Below are 21,187 nucleotides of genomic sequence, written 5' to 3' on the forward strand. Positions count from 1 at the left end.
ACATTCAAAAATAATTATCTAGTTATAATAACCTTGTTAATTCGTTGTTAAAAAGACGATAAGAAAGTACTAAAGTTACCATTACAAATATTTCGGTTCAAATTATTTTATGGACTAGATATTTTTTACTTTTGCTCGGAATTTTAAAAGTTTATAAATGTTATCAGTTTCTAATTTATCAGTTCAGTTTGGTAAGCGTATATTATTTGATGAAGTAAACACTAAGTTTACTTTAGGAAATTGCTACGGAATTATTGGGGCTAACGGTGCGGGGAAGTCGACGTTTTTGAAAATTTTATCTGGAGAAATAGACCCAACTTCTGGACAGGTACACTTAGAACCGACAAAAAGAATGTCAGTTCTTTCTCAAAACCATTATGCTTTTGACGAAATTCCTGTATTGGAAACCGTTGTAATGGGAAATAAAGAATTGTTTAAAATTAAAAAGGAAATTGATGCCTTATATGCCGATTATACAGATGAAAATGCTGAAAAAATTGGAGAACTTCAGGTAATTTTCGAAGAAATGAATGGATGGAATGCCGATTCAGAAGCTGCTGCACTTTTATCGAACTTAGGTATTAAGGAAGATCATCACTATTCTTTAGTGAAAGATTTAGATGGTAAGCAGAAAGTTCGTGTTTTATTAGCCCAAGCGTTATTTGGAAATCCTGATGTGCTTATTATGGATGAGCCTACAAATGATCTTGATTTTGAAACAATATCTTGGTTAGAGAATTTTCTTGCTAATTATGATAATACCGTTATTGTTGTATCCCATGACCGTCACTTTTTAGATGCAGTTTGTACTCATATTTCGGATATTGATTATGGAAAAATAAATAATTATTCTGGAAATTATACTTTTTGGTATGAGTCAAGTCAATTAGCAGCGAAACAAAGAGCACAACAAAATAAGAAAGCAGAAGACAAGAAAAAGGAACTAGAAGAATTTATTAGAAGGTTCTCTGCAAACGTAGCCAAATCGAAACAAGCGACTTCTCGTAAAAAAATGATCGAAAAGTTAAATGTTGATGAGATTAAACCTTCAAGTAGACGATACCCTGCGATCATTTTTGAAAGAGATCGTGAAGCTGGTGATCAAATTTTAAATATTGAAGGTTTATCAAAGACTGATGCTGATAACGATGTTTTATTCTCAAATGTTGACATTAATTTAAACAAAGGAGATAAGGTTGCTATTATTTCAAAAAACTCAAAAGCAACTACAGCATTCTATCAAATTATTTCAGATAATGTGAAAGCCGATGAAGGTAAATATAATTGGGGTGTTACCACAACACAATCATACCTTCCTTCTGATAACTCTGAGTTTTTCCAAAATGGAGAATTAAATTTAGTAGACTGGTTACGTCAATATGCAAAAACAGAAGAAGAACGAGAGGAAGTATTCTTAAGAGGTTTTTTAGGTAAAATGATTTTTTCAGGAGAAGAAGCTCTTAAGAAAAGTAATGTCTTATCTGGAGGTGAAAAAGTTCGTTGTATGTTATCAAGAATGATGATGACTAGAGCAAACATCCTATTGCTAGATGAGCCTACCAATCACTTAGACCTTGAATCAATACAATCTTTGAATAATTCTTTAATCAATTTTAAAGGTACTGTTTTATTTACTACTCATGATCACGAGTTTGCACAAACAGTTGCCAATAGAATTATTGAAATTACACCTAAAGGAATTATTGATAAGTATTCAAGTTTTGATGAGTATTTAGCTGATCCTAAAATAAAAGAGTTAAGAGAAAAAATGTATTCTTAATAAAAAGATCAAACATAAAGTAAAAAAGGTAGCAATATTGCTACCTTTTTTACTTTATAATCAATAAATTAATAGTACGTCGTAAAAATTGATCTTTTCGGTTTATACAAAAAACACCTACTTTTATTTCGTACTATTAAATCATAACCGTTATTATTCTGTTAGAAGCTTTTTAGCATTCTTCACTTTTTGCTTTGTAAGTGCTGCTTCAATAACGTCACTCATCTCCGTTACATAATGAAATTTTAATCCTTTCAAATAACTTTGCTTAATCTCTTCAATATCCTTTTTATTCTCCTCACACAAAATTATCTCTTTAATATTGGCTCTCTTTGCCGCTAAAATTTTCTCTTTAATACCTCCTACTGGTAATACTTTTCCACGCAATGTTATTTCACCTGTCATAGCTATTTTATTCTTTACCTTTCTCTGAGTAAATAACGATACTAAAGACGTTAACATTGTAATTCCAGCACTAGGTCCATCTTTTGGAGTTGCTCCTTCAGGTACATGAATATGAACATCATACTTATCAAACACTTTAGAGTTAATTCCAAACTCATCTGCATTGGCTTTGATATATTTCATTGCTATCGTTGAAGATTCCTTCATTACTGTTCCTAAATTCCCAGTGATAGAAAGATTCCCTTTTCCTTTCGATAAAATAGACTCTATAAAAAGAATATCTCCACCAACACTCGTCCAAGCTAATCCAGTTACAACACCCGCCGTGTCGTTATTTTCATATTTATCTCTTTCTAAACGAGCTGGTCCTAAAATACTTTCAATATCTTCACTTGATAAGGTAACATCATACTCCTCTTCCATCGCAATAGATTTGGCTGCATAACGAACTACCTTCGCCACTTGCTTCTCCAAAGTACGAACTCCAGACTCACGTGTATAACCTTCAACTATTTTTTCAATTTGAGACTTCCCTATCTTTAAATGTTTTTCAGTTAGTCCGTGTTCAGTAAGTTGTTTTGGAAGTAAGTATTTTTTCGCAATCTCAACTTTCTCCTCAATCGTATATCCTGTAACATTTATAATTTCCATACGGTCTCTTAATGCCCATGGAATTTGTTGTAAGTTGTTTGCAGTAGCAATAAACAGCACTTTCGATAAATCATATCCAACCTCTAAGTAATTGTCGTAAAACTCAGTATTTTGCTCTGGATCTAAAACTTCAAGCATTGCTGAAGAAGGATCTCCTTGATGGCTTTGACTTAATTTATCTATTTCGTCCAAAACAAATACTGGATTTGATGTTCCAGCTTTCTTAATATTTTGAATCAAACGTCCAGGCATTGCACCAATATAGGTTTTTCTATGACCGCGAATTTCCGCCTCATCTCTTAATCCACCTAAAGACATTCTTACATATTTTCTCCCTAAAGCTTCGGCTACAGACTTCCCTAATGATGTTTTTCCAACACCTGGAGGACCGTATAAACATATAATTGGTGACTTCATATCGCCACGTAACTTCAACACCGCTAAATGCTCAATAATACGTTCCTTCACTTTTTCCAAGCCAAAATGATCTCTATCAAGAATATTTTGAGCCTTTTTTAAGTTGAATTTATCTTCAGAATATTCACCCCAAGGCAATTCAAGCATTAACTCCAAATAATTCCTTTGCACACCATACTCAGCCATTTGAGGATTCATTCTTCTCAAACGATGCAATTCTTTTTCAAATGCTTCACCAACTTCTTTATTCCATTTCTTCTTTTTAGATTTAGAAAGCATCTCCTCTAATTCTTGATCATGAGAAACACCTCCTAATTCATCTTGAATTGTCTTAAGCTGTTGGTTTAAATAATATTCTCTTTGCTGTTGATCTAAATCCGAACGAGTCTTTGATTGAATATCATTTCGAAGTCTTAACTTTTGAAGTTCTTTATCCAAGTTCTTCAGTGTTAACAACGCTCTTTCCTTAAGGTTATCTTTTTCTAAAAGTACTTGCTTTTGAGATACACTCAACTCCATATTTGATGAAATAAAATTCACCAAAAAAGAATTAGACTGAATATTTTTTATAGCAAAAGAAGCTTCTGACGGTAACATCGGGTTTTCCTTTATTACTTCTAAAGATAGCTCTTTAATTGAATCTATAATTGCATCAAATTCCTTTACATCATCAATCTCACGCTCATCTAAAGCCTCTTTTACTTTAGCTTTTAAATAAGGTTCTTCTTGAATTACTTCATCAATTTCAAATCTCTTTTTACCTTGAATAATTACTGTCGTATTACCATCAGGCATTTTTAATACTCTTAGAATTTGAGCAACAACTCCTGTTGTATAAATATCATCAATAGATGGATCTTCTACTTCACTATTCTTTTGAGCAACTACTCCTACTACTTTATCTCCTTTGTTAGCATCTTTAATTAACTGGATAGATTTATCTCTACCCGCTGTAATTGGAATTACAACTCCTGGAAATAACACAGTATTTCGTAATGGTAATATTGGTAATTCTTCAGGAATTTCCTCATTATTCATGCTCTCTTCATCTTCCGCAGTCAATAAAGGAATTAGTTCAGAATTTTCGTTAAAAACATCTTGAAGCGACAAGTTGTCTAAATGTATTATTTTTGATTTACTCATATATTTTTTTCTGTCATGTTGGCACTCATATGCTTAGCAAATTCATACGGAGCCCTTATTTTCATTCTAAAAACACTAACTATCAATCAATTACAATTAACCATTAATAGTTTATGAATATTGTATTTCAATTCTTATGCCAAGTATATTCTGATACTTTGAATTTTTTGTAACTATTTTCACAAAAATACGTCTTGTTTATATATCTTTTACTTTTCAACACCAAAACTATGTTAAGATCGCTATTAACTTTACTTTTTTTAATTCCTTTATTATCGAGTTGTAAATCAAATAAAAATTCTGATGAATTTATAAATACCAGCTCTGGACGCTATTTTTTTAACGCTGATGAAGCGATTGAAGTATATTTTAAAGAAAAGATACTCTTTGTTAAATGGAGAAATAAAGAATTAACTCCTTTAAAAGTAAATGACAGCAGTTTTTATGTAAGAGAAATGAACGAAAAATTGATTTTTAACCTATCTAAAAATCAAATTCAACTCGCTCCTAAAAGAGAGCATCATGATAAACAATACATTTTTGAAAAACTAAAAGATGGAGAAAAAACTCCAAAAGAATACTTAAATGATAATAACTATGAAAAAGCCTTACAGGGTTACTTAGCAATACAGAAAAATGATAGTTTAAGTAGAATAATTAGACAACGTACCTTAAATAAACTGGGATATGCTTATTTGAGAGATAACGAAGTTATTAAAGCTATAAATGTTTTTAAAATCAATACGGTTTTATACCCAAATAGTTCAAACGCCTTCGATAGTTTAGGTGATGCTTATCTAAAAAATAACGATACCCTAAATGCTATTGATAATTTCAAACTTGCACTAACTATAAACTCAGAAAACCGAGGCTCTAAAGAAAAGTTGAACAAGTTAACGAACAAGAGTAAAGAGTAATGTTGTAAAACATTTTTTGAACCTACATTCGTTTTATGAAACCGATTGAAGATTTAGCTCAAAGGAAAAGGAGGAATCTATTATTAAAGCTCCTTCCATCATCTTAGCATTCACATTGAGAATTAATTTACTTAAACGAAAAAAGTGACTATAGCATAATCAATGCTGCAATGGAAACAAAAACAATTATTTGCGTCCACTTAAGATAAACACCAACTTTTGCATTTTGCTTCAAGTAATTTGATATGGATCCTGCCAAAAGAGCAATACCTCCAAAAATTAAAAAGGATGTTACAATAAATAAACCTCCCAACACATAAAATTGAATTACAGTAGATATTTCATCCGAGAATAAAAACTGAGGAAAAAAAGCTAAAAAGAAAATGGTTACTTTAGGGTTTAAGACATTCATCCAAAACCCCGTTTTAAACAATTCTGTTGTACTTTTATGATCAATATTATCTGTTGAAAAAACAATTTTAGCATCGCTCTTATAAACTTTATAAGCGAGATAAAGTAAATACGCTGCTCCAAAAAGTTTTATAATAAAAAATAGACTTTCATTTCTTTTAATCACCTCAGAGACCCCAAAAGCCACTAAAGTCGTATGAATAATGCATCCTGTCATTAACCCCGCCACTGTAGCTAGTCCGTATTTTCTTCCATTAACAATACTTTGAGTCAGTACGAAAATATTATCTGGCCCTGGAGAAACCGCCAATGTGACAGTGGCAAAAACAAAAGAAATTAACGTTTCTATCATAAATTAATTTCTCGATAAAATTGCTTTATTTATTTTCTTTACAAGACTTGGTCCTTCATATATAAAACCAGTATAAATCTGTACAAGATCTGCACCAGCATCAATTTTGGCCAAAGCATCTTCCGCAGAATGAATACCTCCTACTCCTATTATCGGAAAAGATTTTTTAGAATTATCTGATAAATATTGAATTACCTTAGTACTTCTGTCTTTTATTGGTTGTCCGCTTAAACCACCATTTCCAATTGCTTTTAAACTATCTTCCGATTCCTTTAATCCATCACGATTCATTGAAGTATTTGAAGCAATTACACCATCAATTTTGGTTTCTGAGATAAGTTCTATTATTTCATCCAATTGTCCATTGTTTAAGTCTGGAGCAATTTTTAATAAAATTGGCTTCTGAACAGTTTCCTTCTCATTTAATACCTTTACTTCAGAAATTAACTCCTTTAGATATCCAACATCTTCAAGTTTTGCATGACTACTAACATTCGGGCAACTTACATTCAGTACAAAATAATCAACATAAGGATGTAGCCCCTTAAAACAAGCTAAATAATCTTCAGTATAATTCTCTGGTTTGGTACTAGTGTTTTTTCCTATATTCCCTCCAATAATTACCTTACCTTTATTCTTTTTTAACTGTTCAACAGCAGCTTTAAGTCCTTCATTATTAAAGCCCATTCTGTTTATAATACCGCGATCGTCTTTTAATCTAAATAATCTCTTTTTAGGATTTCCTTCCTGTCCTACTGGAGTCACTGTACCGATTTCAACAAAACCAAATCCAAAATCTGCCAATTCATTATATAGAACAGCATTTTTATCAAACCCAGCTGCCAACCCCACAGGGTTCTGAAAAGTTAGTCCAAATAATTTACGCTCTAACCTTTTATCCTTTACCATGTATATTCCTCGAAACAACAGAGAAATTAATGGAATTTTAGATAATACTTTCACTAATGAAAACGTAAAGTGATGAATCTTTTCTGGATCGAAAAGGAAAAATATTGGACGTATTAATATTTTATACATAGAGATTATATCGGTTTGTCAAATTATAAATTTTACATACAAAAAAACTCCAATTATGGAGTTTTTCATGTTATCTTAATTCAGCATCTAAATTCTTTTCAAAAGATTGCTGCAGCTTTTGCATTATTTTATCTATCTGTTTATCCTGCAATGTTTTATTTTCATCTTGAAGAATAAAACTCACTGCATATGATTTTTTACCTTCTGGTAGTTTTTCACCTTCATATACATCAAAAAGATCAACATCTTTTAATAGTTTTCGCTCAGATTGGAAAGCTAAATTATAAACTTCTTTAAACTCAACCTTATTATCAATCAATAAAGCTAAATCTCTTTTTACTGAAGGAAACTTTGGTAGATCACTTACTTTCGTGTTTTTTGAGCTAATAACCTTTAAAACATTCTCCCAATTAAAGTCCGTAAATAAAACTTCTTGTTTAATAGAAAAATTTTTCAAAATATTTCTCTTTACAACTCCTAACTCTACTAGTTTAATTTTACCTAAACTCAACACAATCCCTTCAGAAAATACATCTGATTTAATAGGAGACGTTTTTAACGAGTTTATCCCTAACCTTGACAATAGAGAAGTAACAACACCTTTCAAATAGAAGAAATCTGATACTTCTGAACTCACTTTCCAACTCTCTTTTATTCTATTTCCAGTAACAAAAAGTGTCAAATGTTTATCTTCTTGGTAACCTTTTTCATAATTATGATATGTTTTACCAAATTCGAAAAACTTTAATGAATTTTGTTTTCTATTTAAATTATAACTAACACTTTCTAAACCACTAAATAGCAACGATTGTCTCATTACCTTTAAATCATTACTTAATGGATTGAGCATTTCAACATTGTTATCCTCATTTATATTCTCAGAAAGCTCAACGTATTCTGGTTTTGTAAGAGAATTAGCCATTGTTTCATTAAAACTCAATGAAGTTAAGTAGTTAGCAACAATATTTTCAATTTTCACATTGTTATTCTTGTCAAAAGAAATAGATGTATTTAATTTATGCGAAAACTCGATATTGTTATAACCATAAACTCTTAAAATTTCTTCAATAATATCAGCTTCTCTCTGAACATCAACTCTGTAAGAAGGTATTGTTAATCCAAGTCCTGCTTCAGTTGCGCTATTTATCTTAATATCTAATGAAGCTAAAATATTTTTAATAGTTTCTTTAGGTATTTCTTGACCTATTATTCTATAAGCATTTTCAAATGACAAAAACACTTGGAAATCTTCTACTTTTTCAGGATAAAAATCAAGAACATCAGACGACAATTTACCTCCAGCGTACTCTTCAATTAAAAGCGCCGCACGTTTTAAGGCATACTTGGTCATATTAATATCAATTCCTCTTTCAAATCTAAAAGAAGCATCCGTGTTTAAGCCATGACGTTTTGCCGTTTTACGAATAGAAACTGGATTAAAATAAGCACTTTCTAAAAATATTGATGTCGTTCTTTCAGATACTCCAGATTCGGTACCACCTAAAACTCCAGCAATACATAAAGGATTATCATCAACGTCACAAATCATTATATCTTCAGAAGATAGTTCTCTTTCTACATCATCTAATGTTGTGAATTTAGTTCCCTCTTCCAAGGTTTTCACAACAACTTTATTTCCTTTTATTTTTGAGGCATCAAAAGCATGCAATGGTTGCCCTAACTCATGCAATACATAATTGGTTATATCAACTACATTGTTTTTTGGTGTAATACCAATTGCCTTTAATCTATTTTGGATCCATTCTGGTGAATCTTTAATTTCTATGTCAGTAATAGTTATCCCTTCGTATCTAGGAATTAAATCCTTATCTGATACTTCAATATCTATTTTTAGGACTCTTTCGTCCACATGAAAATCGGATACCGACGGAGATATTAACTCTAAATTTGTTCCTTGTTGAATTAAACCAGCTCTTAAATCTCTTGCAACACCATAATGACTCATTGCATCAGCACGATTTGGAGTTAAGCCTATTTCAAATACATGGTCAATTTCAATATTGAATACTTTAGCACATGGAGTTCCTGGCTCAAGACTCTCATCTAGTACCATAATACCGTCATGTCCTTTTCCTAGTCCAAGCTCATCCTCGGCACAAATCATTCCATGACTCTCCTCTCCTCTTATCTTTCCTTTTTTAATTTTAAATTCTTCCCCTTTTTCATCATATAATTTCGTTCCAATCGTTGCCACTGGTACCTTCTGACCAGCATCTACATTGGGAGCTCCACACACAATTTTCACAGGTGCTTCACCTCCTAAATTTACAGTAGTAACCTTCAATTTATCAGCATTCGGATGCTTCTCACATGTCAAAACTTCTCCAACTACAACACCTTCTAAACTTCCTTTTATACTTTCAACTTTTTGAATTCCCTCTACCTCAAGTCCTAAGTCAGTAAGTAACTCCCCTGTCTTTTCTACTTCCAATTGAACTTGTAAAAATTGCTTTAACCAATTATATGATATCTTCATCTTTTAAGAATCTAATTTAATTGGCAAATTTACATAAATTAATGAAAAAACCTTAACTGTTCATTATCATTCCTACAGAAGATCTTATTAATACATCATTAACATTAATCAAACAGTCTAATAATGTTAAAAATCAAACAATTACACTAATTTTGTAGAAACCATTAACTAATAATATCTTATGAAATCAATTATACCCTTCATTTTATTTCTTACATCGTTTGTATGTTTTTCTCAAATACCGACGTATTACAATAATGTAAATATCAATCTCACTGGAAGCTCTCTAAAAAATGAGCTAGCCACCAAAATTATTAGTACACATCATACCAACCTTTCTTATACACCTGGCGTATGGAACACATTAAAACAAACCGATCTAGACCCAATAAATAATAGTAAGGTTTTACTTATTTATGGATACAGCGATACTGATGGTAATTATCGTACGGATAGAACCAGAAGTAAAAATGCTAATGGAGGTAGTGCAGGAACTCAATGGAACAGAGAACATGTTTATCCAAAGTCACTAGGAAATCCAAATTTAGGAACTTCAGGACCAGGATCTGATGTGCATCATTTAAGGCCTTGTGATATTTCTTATAATTCTTCTCGTGGAAGTAAGAAGTTTGCTCAAGGATCAGGGACTTCTGGAGTTGTTTCAGCAGGGTGGTATCCTGGTGACGAATGGAAAGGTGACGTAGCCAGAATGATGTTATATATGTACTTACGTTACGGAAGTCAATGTTTACCCAAAAACGTTGCCGTTGGGAGTTCTCCTTCATCTGATAGTAATATGGTAACATTACTATTACAATGGAACGCCGATGATCCTGTATCGAACTTTGAAAAACAACGAAACCCAATAATTGAGAACCTACAAGGAAATAGAAATCCTTTTATTGACAACCCAGCTTTCGCTACGAAAATATGGGGAGGTCCACAAGCAGAAGATGTATTCGGAAACGGAAGTAGCGACACCCAAGCGCCAACTGCCCCTGCAAACTTAACGGTTTCTAATATTACACAAACATCTTTATCACTGGCTTGGAGAGCTTCTTCAGATAATGTTGCAGTTACGGGATATGATATTTATCAAAACAGTACCAAAATCACATCAACTACTTCTACGAGTTATACTATTTCAGCGCTATCTTCTTCAACAACTTATTCCTTTTACATAAAAGCTAAAGATGCAGCAGGAAATATTTCTCCAGCAAGTTCAACCATTTCGGCAACAACATCTGGATCTTCTTCTGGGGTCGCATCAGAACTCCTAATTTCCGAATATATTGAAGGCTCTTCTTACAACAAAGCTATTGAATTAGCAAATTTTACAGGAAATACACTCAACCTTTCTAGTTATTCTTTAAAAAAAGCATCTAATGGTGGTGGATGGTCAAATACTCTAGCATTAAATGGTTCATTACTAAATGGAAAAACCTACGTTATTGCCCATTCGAGTGCATCAACTTCAATAAAAAACAACGCTCAAAAAACCAATTCTAATGTTCTTTCCTTTAATGGTAATGACGCCGTTGGATTATTTAAAAACAATGTTCTAATTGACTTAGTTGGTGATCCTAATAGCTCTGCTAACTTTGGTAAGGATAAAACATTACAAAGAAAAACGAATACGACTTCTCCCAATTCAAATTATATAGTTTCGGAGTGGAATTCACTTCCTAAAAACACCTTTTCCAATCTAGGTAATCATTCTATCGATGGAGGAAGTTCTGATGTACAAGCACCTTCTACTCCATCAAATCTTACAAGTAGTAATATCACTCAAAACTCAGTTACAATTAGTTGGTCTAGCGCTTCTGATAACATTGGAGTGGTAGGTTATGATGTTTATAGGAATGGGGCCAAAATAACTACTATAAGTGGTACGACTTTCACTGTTTCCGGACTTTCCCCGTCTACAACTTATAGTTTTTACGTTAAAGCGAAAGATGCCGCAAATAATATTTCAGGAAATAGTAATACAGAATCGATAAAAACACTTTCAAATGCAATTACCTATTGTAATTCAAAAGGAAATAATTCTAGTTACGAATACATCGATTATGTTTCCTTCGGAGGTGTTTCCAATAGTTCTGGTGATGATAATGGATATAAAGATTATACCTCTTCCGTAGGCTACCTTAGTTATGGAAACAATTCAATAATATTAAGTGCCGGTTTTTCCGGTTCTTCGTATTTGGAATTTTGGAAGGTATGGATTGATTTTAATAGAAATGGAACATTCGAAGCTTCAGAAGAAGTTGTAAGCGATTCTTCTACAAGTTCTAGTAATTTAAATTATACAATCAATATTGCCAGTTCCGTTCCACAAGGGCAAACGAGAATGCGTGTTTCAATGAAATGGGATAGTGCTCAGACTTCTTGTGAAAGCTTTTCTTATGGAGAAGTTGAAGATTATTCCGTTATGATCGGTAGCTCAAACTCTAGAAATAGAACCATTAAAAACAAAAATTATTCTGAGAACTCTTTACTTCAGGATGTCGTTTATCCAAACCCTGTTATGAATACTTTTTCTATTAAAACGGAAGGTGATTTAAATTCAACATTTAAACTAATCAATCAAAATGGACAAGTTATTAAATCTGGGAATACAGGTAATAAAAACATTGATATTTCAAATTTAAACAGCGGCGTTTATCTTATTCAAATTAAAAATGGATCACAAACTATTCTTAAAAAAGTAGTAAAGAAATAATATCAGTTACGCTATAATATACGAAAGGGATGATTGAAATGGTCATCCCTTTTTTGTTACGATTCTTATACCTAATACGACAATTATCACTCCAATAATCTGATTTACATTAATCTCTTCTTCTAGAAAAATAACCGCTAGAATAATTGTTGAAAATGGGCCTATACTTCCGAGAATTGAAAAATTAGAAGCACCAATAAGTTCAATAGCATAAGAAACTAAAAAAGAAGGTATTAATGTTGCTATTATAGCCATTGCAAATCCTAAGTAATATACCTCTGTAGGATAAATAGTAAATGAACTCCCATCCGAAATTAAGTAGTGAATACATACACAAATAGTTGAAACAACCATAGCGAAAGAAGTAAACATTACAACTCCAAACTTCGGTATTAGCCAACCACTTCCCACAATATAAGATGCATAGGTAAGGGCACTCAAAAAAACTAAAGCACCTCCCAAAATAGCATCGTATTCAACTACTTGATTTCTATTTCCAAAGGCTATAATTACCCCAAAATAAGTTAACGCTATAGCGCCTATTTGTCTTTTTGTTATTTCCTTTTTTAAAAACAGTTTATTTATTAACAGTACTAGTGTAGGATACACAAAAAGTATAATTCTTTCAAGACTTGCATTGATATATTGTAGCCCTAAAAAATCAAAGTAGCTAGCCAAATAATAGCCTATAAAACCAAAAAAGAGTAACCATAAATAATCCTTGGTTTTTACATTAAGTTTTTTCTTTTCTATCTTTATTAAATAAAAAAGTATTCCCAAATAAAAAGGTAGTGAAAATAACATTCTGAACAATAGTAAATGCATGGAAGTAACATTGTATTGATATGCTAACTTTACCATAACTGCCTTTGTAGAAAATAGTATTACTCCTATAATTCCTAAGAATATCCCCGATAATTTCATTTTTTTATTTCGAAGATAATTTTTAGTCTTTACCCCAACTATGAAGATTTATTAAAAAATACGATATCTAAGGACTCGTTTTTTATTTTTATATTATTAATTAACCCGCATATTAACATTTTCACTTTATTTTTGCTCAATAAAATTCTTTATACTATTTTAACTTTTAAAACCCCGAAATATTAAAGTACACGTGTATGAGTTATAATGCAACGATAGAAGAAGAAAATAAAGAAATTGCTAGCAGATACAAAGACCTATTGAAGGGGACATATCAAATGCTTACTGAAGATGACAAAAAACTGATTCGTAAAGCTTTTGAAATATCAGTTGAAGCACATTCTAAGCAACGAAGAAAAACTGGTGAACCCTATATTTATCACCCCATTGCTGTAGCTAAAATTGTTGCCTATGAAATTGGATTGGGAGCTACTTCTATTGCCGCTGCCCTTTTACATGATGTTGTGGAAGATACGCATTATACTGTTGAAGATATAGAAAGACTTTTTGGTGAAAATATTGCACGAATAGTAAGTGGTTTAACCAAAATATCTAATCTTAAAAAAGAACAAGATTATTCCATTCAAGCAGAGAATTTCAGAAAAATGCTCTTGACCTTGCATGATGATGTTCGAGTTATATTAATAAAAATTGCAGATAGGTTGCATAACATGCAAACCATGGATGCAATGCCTCCTCACAAACAAGTTAAAATTGCATCTGAAACATTATATATTTATGCTCCATTGGCACATCGTCTTGGATTATACAACATAAAAACAGAATTAGAAGATTTAGGTTTAAAATACACCGAACCTGATGTATATAATGACATTCTAAATAAAATTAAAGATAGTAAAGAAGAGCAACAACGTTATATTGACAGCTTTACCGATATGTTGAAAACTGCTTTAAATAAGGAGAATTTTTCATACGAGGTTAAAGGGCGTTTTAAATCCATTTTTTCCATAAGGAGAAAGATGCGTAAACAAAATGTTTCGTTCGATGAAGTGTATGACAAATTTGCTATTCGAATTATATATCAACCTACATCCAAGGATGAAAAATTCGATGCCTGGAAAATTTATTCAATTGTTACTGATTTTTTCAAACCGAACCCTGCGAGATTGCGAGATTGGATTTCACAACCTAAATCTACCGGTTATGAAGCTCTTCACATTACTGTAATCGGCCCAGAATCAAAATGGGTTGAAGTGCAAATTCGTTCTCAGAGAATGGATGAAATTGCTGAAAAAGGGTATGCTGCCCATTTTAAATATAAGCAAGGTAAAATTAGTGAAAATGGTTTAGAAGGTTGGCTAAACAGATTAAAAGAAACACTCGAAAATCAAAGTTTGAATGCTGTTGATTTCGTTGAGGACTTTAAGTTAAATCTTTACGCAAAAGAAATATATGTTTTCACTCCACGAGGTGATTTAAAATCTTTACCAAAAGGAGCATCTGCTTTAGATTTTGCTTTTTCAGTACATACAGATGTTGGATTAAAATGTAGAGGAGCTAAAGTAAATGGAAAACTGGTTCCTTTAAGTTATCAACTAAAAAGTGGAGATCAAGTAGAAGTACTGACAGCCCCAAATAACAAACCTAATATTAGATGGTTAGACTTTGTATTAACCGCCAGAGCAAGAACTAAAATTAAATCGGCGTTAAAAGCAGAAGAAAAGAAAATAGCTGAGGAAGGTAAGGCTATTCTGATGAGAAAATTACGTCATCTAAAAATTGGTACCAACGAAAAAACAATACATGAAATTGCCAGTTATTTCGGTTTAAAAACAAGTTTTGACCTTTTTTATCGTGTTGGTAATGGAGCCATTGATAATACAAAATTAAAAGAATTTGTTGCACAGCGTAGCGGTGCAATTATGAGCTTTATTAAAAGTACTTTTAGACGTACCCCTTCTAAATCCGTTTCAGATAAGGAAGAAGTAACAAGTAATTATGACTCCCTTGTTTTTGGTAAAGATGAACAAACCCTCGATTATACACTCGCGAAATGCTGTAGCCCAATTGCCGGAGATAAAGTATTTGGCTTTGTAACCATTAATGAAGGAATTAAAGTGCATAAAAATGATTGTCCGAATGCTATTTCTTTACAATCGAACTATGCCTATAGGATTATGCCTGCCAAATGGATTGATTCTACTCAACAAGAATATAAAATAACCCTACAATTTTCTGGAATTGATAAAAGAGGAATAGCCAACAATATTACACGAATTATTTCGAATAGTACTGATGTATATATTTACGGAATTAATATTGCTGGAGATGATGGTGTGTTTGAAGGAAGCCTTACTTTAGGAGTTAAAAATAGATCACAAGTAAATAAGTTAATAGACAAAATAAAGAACATTGATGGAGTTCAGAATGTAGAACGTGTTAATACTTTGTAAATATCATTTTAACTTCATGCCTATTATATAAATAAATAACTGTAAATTTGCCTTTTCGTAAAATTCCAAAAGAATGAGTAACTCAGAAGAAAATCAAGAAATTGTAAAAAAAGTATTCACTTCATTTTTAGAAGAGAATAAACATCGTAAGACACCTGAACGCTACGCTATTTTACAAGAGATATATGATGCTGATGAGCATTTTGATATTGAATCATTATATATCAAAATGAAAAACAAAAATTATCGAGTAAGTAGAGCCACTTTGTACAATACGATCGATTTATTATTAGACTGTGGATTGGTAAGAAAACACCAATTTGAAGGTCAATCTATGGCTCGATATGAGAAGAGCTATTTTGATAAAAATCATGACCATGTTATTTTAACGGATTCTGGCGAAGTAAAAGAGTTTTGCGATCCTAGAATTCAGGTAATTAAAAAAACAATTGAAGAGGTTTTTGATATCGATATTCACAATCATTCTTTATACTTCTACGGAACAAAGAAAAAGCAACAAAATTAACAACAACATATAACTTATTTAACAATACACAACTAAATGGCAGTAGATTTATTACTTGGTCTGCAATGGGGAGACGAAGGAAAAGGTAAAATTGTAGATGTACTTACAACAAACTACGATATTATTGCACGCTTTCAGGGAGGTCCAAATGCGGGTCATACCTTAATTTTTGATGGTTACAAACATGTATTGCACACTATTCCTTCTGGAATTTTTCATAAAACTGCATTAAATGTAGTGGGAAATGGTGTTGTAATTGACCCTGTAATATTTAAAAAAGAGCTTGAAAATTTAGATCAACATAGTATTGATTATACTTCGAAATTATTAATTTCAAGAAAAGCTCACTTAATTCTTCCTACACATCGTTTACTTGATGCCGCTTCTGAAACCTCTAAAGGTAAAGCCAAAATTGGTTCTACTTTAAAAGGTATAGGTCCAACATATATGGATAAGACCGGTAGAAATGGTATGAGAGTTGGAGATTTAGAACTTAATGATTGGAAAGAGCGTTATGATGCTTTAACTGAAAAGCATTTAAAAATGTTAGACTTTTTCGATGTTGATATTCAGTTCGATTTAAAAGAATTAGAAAAAGAATTTATAGAGGGTATAAAAAAACTAAAAACTTTAAAGTTTATTGATTCCGAAGAGTTTTTAAATTCAGCAATAAAAGAAGGTAAAACAATTTTAGCTGAAGGAGCTCAAGGTTCTTTATTAGACATTGATTTTGGAACATATCCATTTGTTACTTCATCAAATACAACTGCTGCTGGTGCTTGTACAGGATTAGGTATTGCTCCTAATAGAATTGGTGATGTTTTCGGTATTTTTAAAGCATATACAACACGTGTAGGTTCAGGACCTTTCCCAACAGAATTATTCGATCAAGATGGGGATAATATGGCTAAAATAGGGCACGAATTTGGTGCTACTACTGGTCGCCCTCGTAGATGTGGATGGTTAGATCTAGTAGCTTTAAAATACGCCGTTCAGGTAAATGGAGTAACACAATTAATGATGATGAAAGGTGATGTTCTTTCTGGCTTTGATACTTTAAAAGTATGTACTTCTTACAAATACAAAGGCGAGGAAATTACGCATTTACCTTATAATATTGAACCAGAAAACGTAACACCTGTTTTCACTGAGTTTAAGGGATGGGAATCCGATTTAACAAAAATGACTGATAGTGACGAACTACCTAAAAATCTGTTAGATTATATTTCATTCATTGAAAAAGAAACCGAAGTTCCAATCAAAATTGTATCGGTTGGACCTGATAGAAAACAAACAATTAATAGATAATATTACAAGGAGTTCTTTTTTTTAGAGCTCCTTTTTTTAGTGCCCCTACCGAACTAACTAACCATGATACAAGAATATTTAGATAATATTAGGACACAATTTAAATCGTACAAAAAAGTTGCTGATAAAACTATTGGCCAACTTGAAAAAGAAGATTTTCACTGGCAGTATAATGATGAGAGTAATAGCATCGCTTCAATTATTATTCACATGTCCCAAAATATGCTATCGAGATGGACAAACTTTTTTAATTCCGATGGTGAAAAATCTTGGCGAGATAGAGATAATGAATTTGAAAAACAACATTTTAGCAAACAAGAGCTCATCAATGAATGGGAAAAAGGATGGCAATGTTTATTTGAAGCCTTAGATAGTTTGAATGAAAGTAATTTCAATACTCCTATTAAAATTCGAAATAAAGAAGTAAAACTTATTGAAACAATTACGAGACAAATTGCCCACTACCCCTATCATATCGGGCAAATAGCCTATATAGGTAAAATGATTTTAAATGATAAATGGCAAACAGCTTCTATTCCAAAGGGTAAATCTAAAGAGTTTATTCAACAACAATTCAAAGAAAACATCTAGTTAAAACAATTAAAAACCCCAAAGAGTGTATACTCTTTGAGGTTTATGAGATTTAATCATTAACCTTTAAATCTCTCATATGCTTCTTTTAACATCTCTCTAAAATTTACTTAATTTTAAAGATTTAGTTTTAGATTACTAATTACCTCCTCTAGCCAAAAAAAATTACTTCTCCCCACAATCTATCTCAATTCTGATTTATAAACCCCATTTAAGTAGTAAATTTTCTTTATCTAAATAAAGATTCCAGTAATACAATACATTTTCCTCGGACTCTAAATTATTTGTACTTGCCTCCGTCTTTTTCTGTTTTCTAAAGCAAAATTGAGATTAATCTTTTAATCATAATATGATATAAATCATAATCCCTATTTATTCATCTATTCTTTTCTACCGTTTAACCACAATAACTAAACATTAAACAAATAAAAAAATAATAAGGGATCATATCTTATAAATTTAGCATAAACGTCTAAAAATCAGTATCATGAATAAATATCTCCCCGTATTCATAGCCATATTTTTCTTTACTTCATCATCTTTTTATTCACAGAGCCAGCCATTTAACTGTGTAGAATATGCATATCTATTTCAATACAATGATGTATACAGTATTAATTTAGCATCAGGTAATGCTACCCTTGTAGGTGTTGACATCACTGATGGATCAATTAATGCATCAGGTTATAATAGTGCCGACGGTTACATTTGGGGATCTCTATCAACTCCGAGTAAATCAATTGTGAGAATTGGAGATGATTTTTCAACAGATGTTTATACCATTAATGAATTACCCACTAGCAATAGATATATTGGAGATATTAATCTTTCAGGTCATTATTACTTAAAGCCTGGAGGTGATACATATTATATTATAGACTTAGACCCAGCCTCTCCCAATTATTTAACTTCTCTAGGAACAGGCACATTAAGTACAAGTTTATCAATTCATGATTGGGCTTTTAATTCTTTAGATAATTTTATATATGCTGTGGAAAAAGGAACAAACATTTTATACCGAATAAACTCAGCTACTGGTAATGTTGATAGTTTAGGCGAAGTACCTATTCTATCAGGTTTCAATTATACCTATGGTGCCGTTTATTTTGATAATGTAGGTAACTTTTATGTTTCTTCTAACCAAACAGGAACGGTTTACATTATTTATGATGTAACCAATATAACCAGTGGAGGAAATATTACATCAAACCTTTTCGCATATGGACCTTCTAGTTCAAGTAATGATGGCGCTAGGTGTCCTACGGCTCCAGTTCCAATGGAAGACTGCTCTAATGGTGTGGACGACGACGGAGATGGTTTAGTGGATTGTGATGATCCATCATGTTCTGGTGTTGAGTCATGTCCAACTATCGATCCTTCAACATCAGGAGGAAATGAAGGAGGACTTGAAAGTAATAATAGATTAGCAGAACAAATTAGTAAAAGAAACTTTAAGAGATTAAAGACTAACTACTCTTTTCAAAAAGCAAAGGCCAAAAGATTAAAAAAAACGAATAGCTATGGTAAAAGTAAAAGAAATCAAACTATTAGTTTGGAAGATTTTATTCCATTAGCAACAATTGATGAAGACGAAACGATTGAATCAACACCAACAGATTTATTAAATATTACCAACGCAACTGAAGTTTTCTCTGTGGATTATTTGCGTGATAATTCGACTATAGCCTCTATTCTTGCATTAAAAACCGAAAACTCAGTATATGAACACAGTAAATACATATGTGATAGATTACTTGGAGCAGAACTTTTATCAGTATCAACAGTAGAAATCAATGAACATAATTTTATAAGATCAATCATTAAAAACTCCGATGGAAATACAGAGTTTGTAGCAAGCTTTTCAGCTAAAATTGCAGACACTTTTGAAATAGAAAATCACTGGAATTTAGACAAATACAGTCAAGAATCTGATTTTTACAACTTCCAAATTTGGTCAAACTCTATAGATGATTTAGTAAAATTATGTGAAGAAATATTAGTTCTTCTTGAAACTCAAAAAAATATATCGAGTTATGCCCTTTCTGCTCCCCCAACTGTTTTTGTGAAAAGTGGTTCTTATAAAGATGGTGAGTTAGACTTAACTATTGTAAATTCAAATAATACTGACTCAGTTGAATTTAATGCTGGGTATAGATCTACAGAAACAAGCAATATAGAACATGTTACATCGAACATAGCTTTAAACAATAACTACCTATCAAACATTCACTTAGAAACAGGAAATCTTTTCGATATTGGTTTTAGAATTGGTGATGGAACCAATACTCCTGATGACTTGTTTATGTCAGATGGTCCTTGGGGAATAGATGACGCTGCAAGTAGCACACAAATAGAAAGCTTCTTAGTATCTCCAAATGAAGTAGCAACAGAATTTGAAGAAATGGCAATCGAAAGAAACATTGAATTAGTTGCCGAAACTGAAGAATACATCTCTATATATAAAGCTTTTACAGCAAGATTTAAACCTATAGACATTTCAGAATACAATACATTATCTTTTAATGCTAGCGGAAGTGGAACTTTACAAGTAAGGTTTATAAAAAACAATATCGATGTGTGGGAAGAACAATATAGTTTAAACATTCAATTAGAAGAAAACACCAACCAATACACACTCCCTTTAAATCAATTTTCCACGGAGCATAGTGGTGAACCAATATTCAATGATGTAACTATGCTAGTATTCACAAAAACTTCTAGCACAGGAGAAAGACAAGAGGTTAATATCTCTGTAAGTGAAATAAAATTATCAAAATCAGCTTTAAGTGTAGATGAATATGATGTTTTTGATGGAATAGCCATCAATCCGAATCCAATGACAAAAACATCTACCTTAAGTTTTAATGGAATTTCTCCACAATCTGAAGCTGATTTAGTTATATATAACCAATTAGGACAAATGGTTCAAAATCAAAAAATAACTATTTCAACAGGTAAAAATGAAATCAAAATTCATAGAAACAACATATCATCTGGAATTTACTTTATTAGTGTAAATACTCTCAACGGATGTATAATTAAAGAAAAACTAGTGATTAAATAAACCGTTTAACGATGAATGTTAGCCATT

At 31.7% G+C, this 21,187-nt stretch carries 13 protein-coding genes; 8 read left to right on the forward strand and 5 right to left on the reverse strand.

Features of this window, described 5'->3' with window-relative positions:
- Positions 1–157: 157 nt before the first annotated feature.
- Positions 158–1,780 (forward strand): ABC-F family ATP-binding cassette domain-containing protein, encoded by a 1,623-nt coding sequence (locus BLW23_RS05245; protein WP_093668164.1) that lies wholly within the window; start codon positions 158–160, stop codon positions 1,778–1,780.
- Between the two features lie 153 nt (positions 1,781–1,933).
- On the opposite strand, the gene lon is transcribed toward BLW23_RS05245, so the two are convergent.
- Positions 1,934–4,396, reverse strand: a complete 2,463-nt coding sequence (lon, locus tag BLW23_RS05250) for an endopeptidase La (RefSeq protein ID WP_093668165.1) — start codon at positions 4,394–4,396, stop codon at positions 1,934–1,936.
- 230 nt (positions 4,397–4,626) lie between these two features.
- On the opposite strand from lon, the gene BLW23_RS05255 reads away from it, so the two are divergent.
- Positions 4,627–5,313 (forward strand): tetratricopeptide repeat protein, encoded by a 687-nt coding sequence (locus BLW23_RS05255; protein WP_093668166.1) that lies wholly within the window; start codon positions 4,627–4,629, stop codon positions 5,311–5,313.
- Positions 5,314–5,461: 148 nt separating this feature from the next.
- Here the strand turns inward: BLW23_RS05255 and BLW23_RS05260 are convergent, their stop codons facing one another.
- The 3 genes from BLW23_RS05260 to pheT all read right to left on the reverse strand — a co-directional run bounded on the left by BLW23_RS05260 (position 5,462) and on the right by pheT (position 9,611).
- Positions 5,462–6,076: a LysE family translocator gene (locus BLW23_RS05260; protein ID WP_093668167.1), complete on the reverse strand. Its 615-nt coding sequence runs from the start codon at positions 6,074–6,076 to the stop codon at positions 5,462–5,464.
- Positions 6,077–6,079: 3 nt separating this feature from the next.
- Positions 6,080–7,114 (reverse strand): quinone-dependent dihydroorotate dehydrogenase, encoded by a 1,035-nt coding sequence (locus BLW23_RS05265; RefSeq protein ID WP_093668168.1) that lies wholly within the window; start codon positions 7,112–7,114, stop codon positions 6,080–6,082.
- Positions 7,115–7,184: 70 nt separating this feature from the next.
- Positions 7,185–9,611, reverse strand: a complete 2,427-nt coding sequence (gene pheT, locus BLW23_RS05270) for a phenylalanine--tRNA ligase subunit beta (protein ID WP_093668169.1) — start codon at positions 9,609–9,611, stop codon at positions 7,185–7,187.
- 181 nt (positions 9,612–9,792) lie between these two features.
- Here pheT and BLW23_RS05275 point away from each other — a divergent pair, with 181 nt between their 5' ends.
- Positions 9,793–12,333 carry an endonuclease gene (locus BLW23_RS05275; RefSeq protein ID WP_093668170.1) on the forward strand — a complete coding sequence of 847 codons (2,541 nt, stop codon included), beginning with the start codon at positions 9,793–9,795 and terminating at the stop codon, positions 12,331–12,333.
- A gap of 42 nt (positions 12,334–12,375) precedes the next feature.
- Here BLW23_RS05275 and BLW23_RS05280 read toward each other — a convergent pair whose 3' ends face one another.
- Positions 12,376–13,257: a DMT family transporter gene (locus tag BLW23_RS05280; RefSeq protein ID WP_093668171.1), complete on the reverse strand. Its 882-nt coding sequence runs from the start codon at positions 13,255–13,257 to the stop codon at positions 12,376–12,378.
- 197 nt (positions 13,258–13,454) lie between these two features.
- Here BLW23_RS05280 and BLW23_RS05285 point away from each other — a divergent pair, with 197 nt between their 5' ends.
- The 5 genes from BLW23_RS05285 (at position 13,455) to BLW23_RS05305 (ending at position 21,160) form a co-directional block, all read left to right on the forward strand.
- Positions 13,455–15,671 carry a RelA/SpoT family protein gene (locus tag BLW23_RS05285; RefSeq protein WP_093668172.1) on the forward strand — a complete coding sequence of 739 codons (2,217 nt, stop codon included), beginning with the start codon at positions 13,455–13,457 and terminating at the stop codon, positions 15,669–15,671.
- Between the two features lie 73 nt (positions 15,672–15,744).
- Complete coding sequence (locus BLW23_RS05290; RefSeq protein ID WP_093668173.1) at positions 15,745–16,197, forward strand: Fur family transcriptional regulator; 453 nt, start codon at positions 15,745–15,747, stop codon at positions 16,195–16,197.
- A 36-nt stretch (positions 16,198–16,233) separates the two neighbouring features.
- Positions 16,234–17,505: an adenylosuccinate synthase gene (locus tag BLW23_RS05295; protein WP_093668174.1), complete on the forward strand. Its 1,272-nt coding sequence runs from the start codon at positions 16,234–16,236 to the stop codon at positions 17,503–17,505.
- A 63-nt stretch (positions 17,506–17,568) separates the two neighbouring features.
- Positions 17,569–18,096 carry a DUF1572 family protein gene (locus tag BLW23_RS05300; protein WP_093668175.1) on the forward strand — a complete coding sequence of 176 codons (528 nt, stop codon included), beginning with the start codon at positions 17,569–17,571 and terminating at the stop codon, positions 18,094–18,096.
- A 487-nt stretch (positions 18,097–18,583) separates the two neighbouring features.
- Positions 18,584–21,160 (forward strand): DUF6923 family protein, encoded by a 2,577-nt coding sequence (locus BLW23_RS05305; protein ID WP_093668176.1) that lies wholly within the window; start codon positions 18,584–18,586, stop codon positions 21,158–21,160.
- Positions 21,161–21,187: the final 27 nt, after the last annotated feature.

Origin of the sequence: Tenacibaculum sp. MAR_2009_124 (genome assembly GCF_900105455.1) — a bacterium.
Classification (GTDB): domain Bacteria; phylum Bacteroidota; class Bacteroidia; order Flavobacteriales; family Flavobacteriaceae; genus Polaribacter.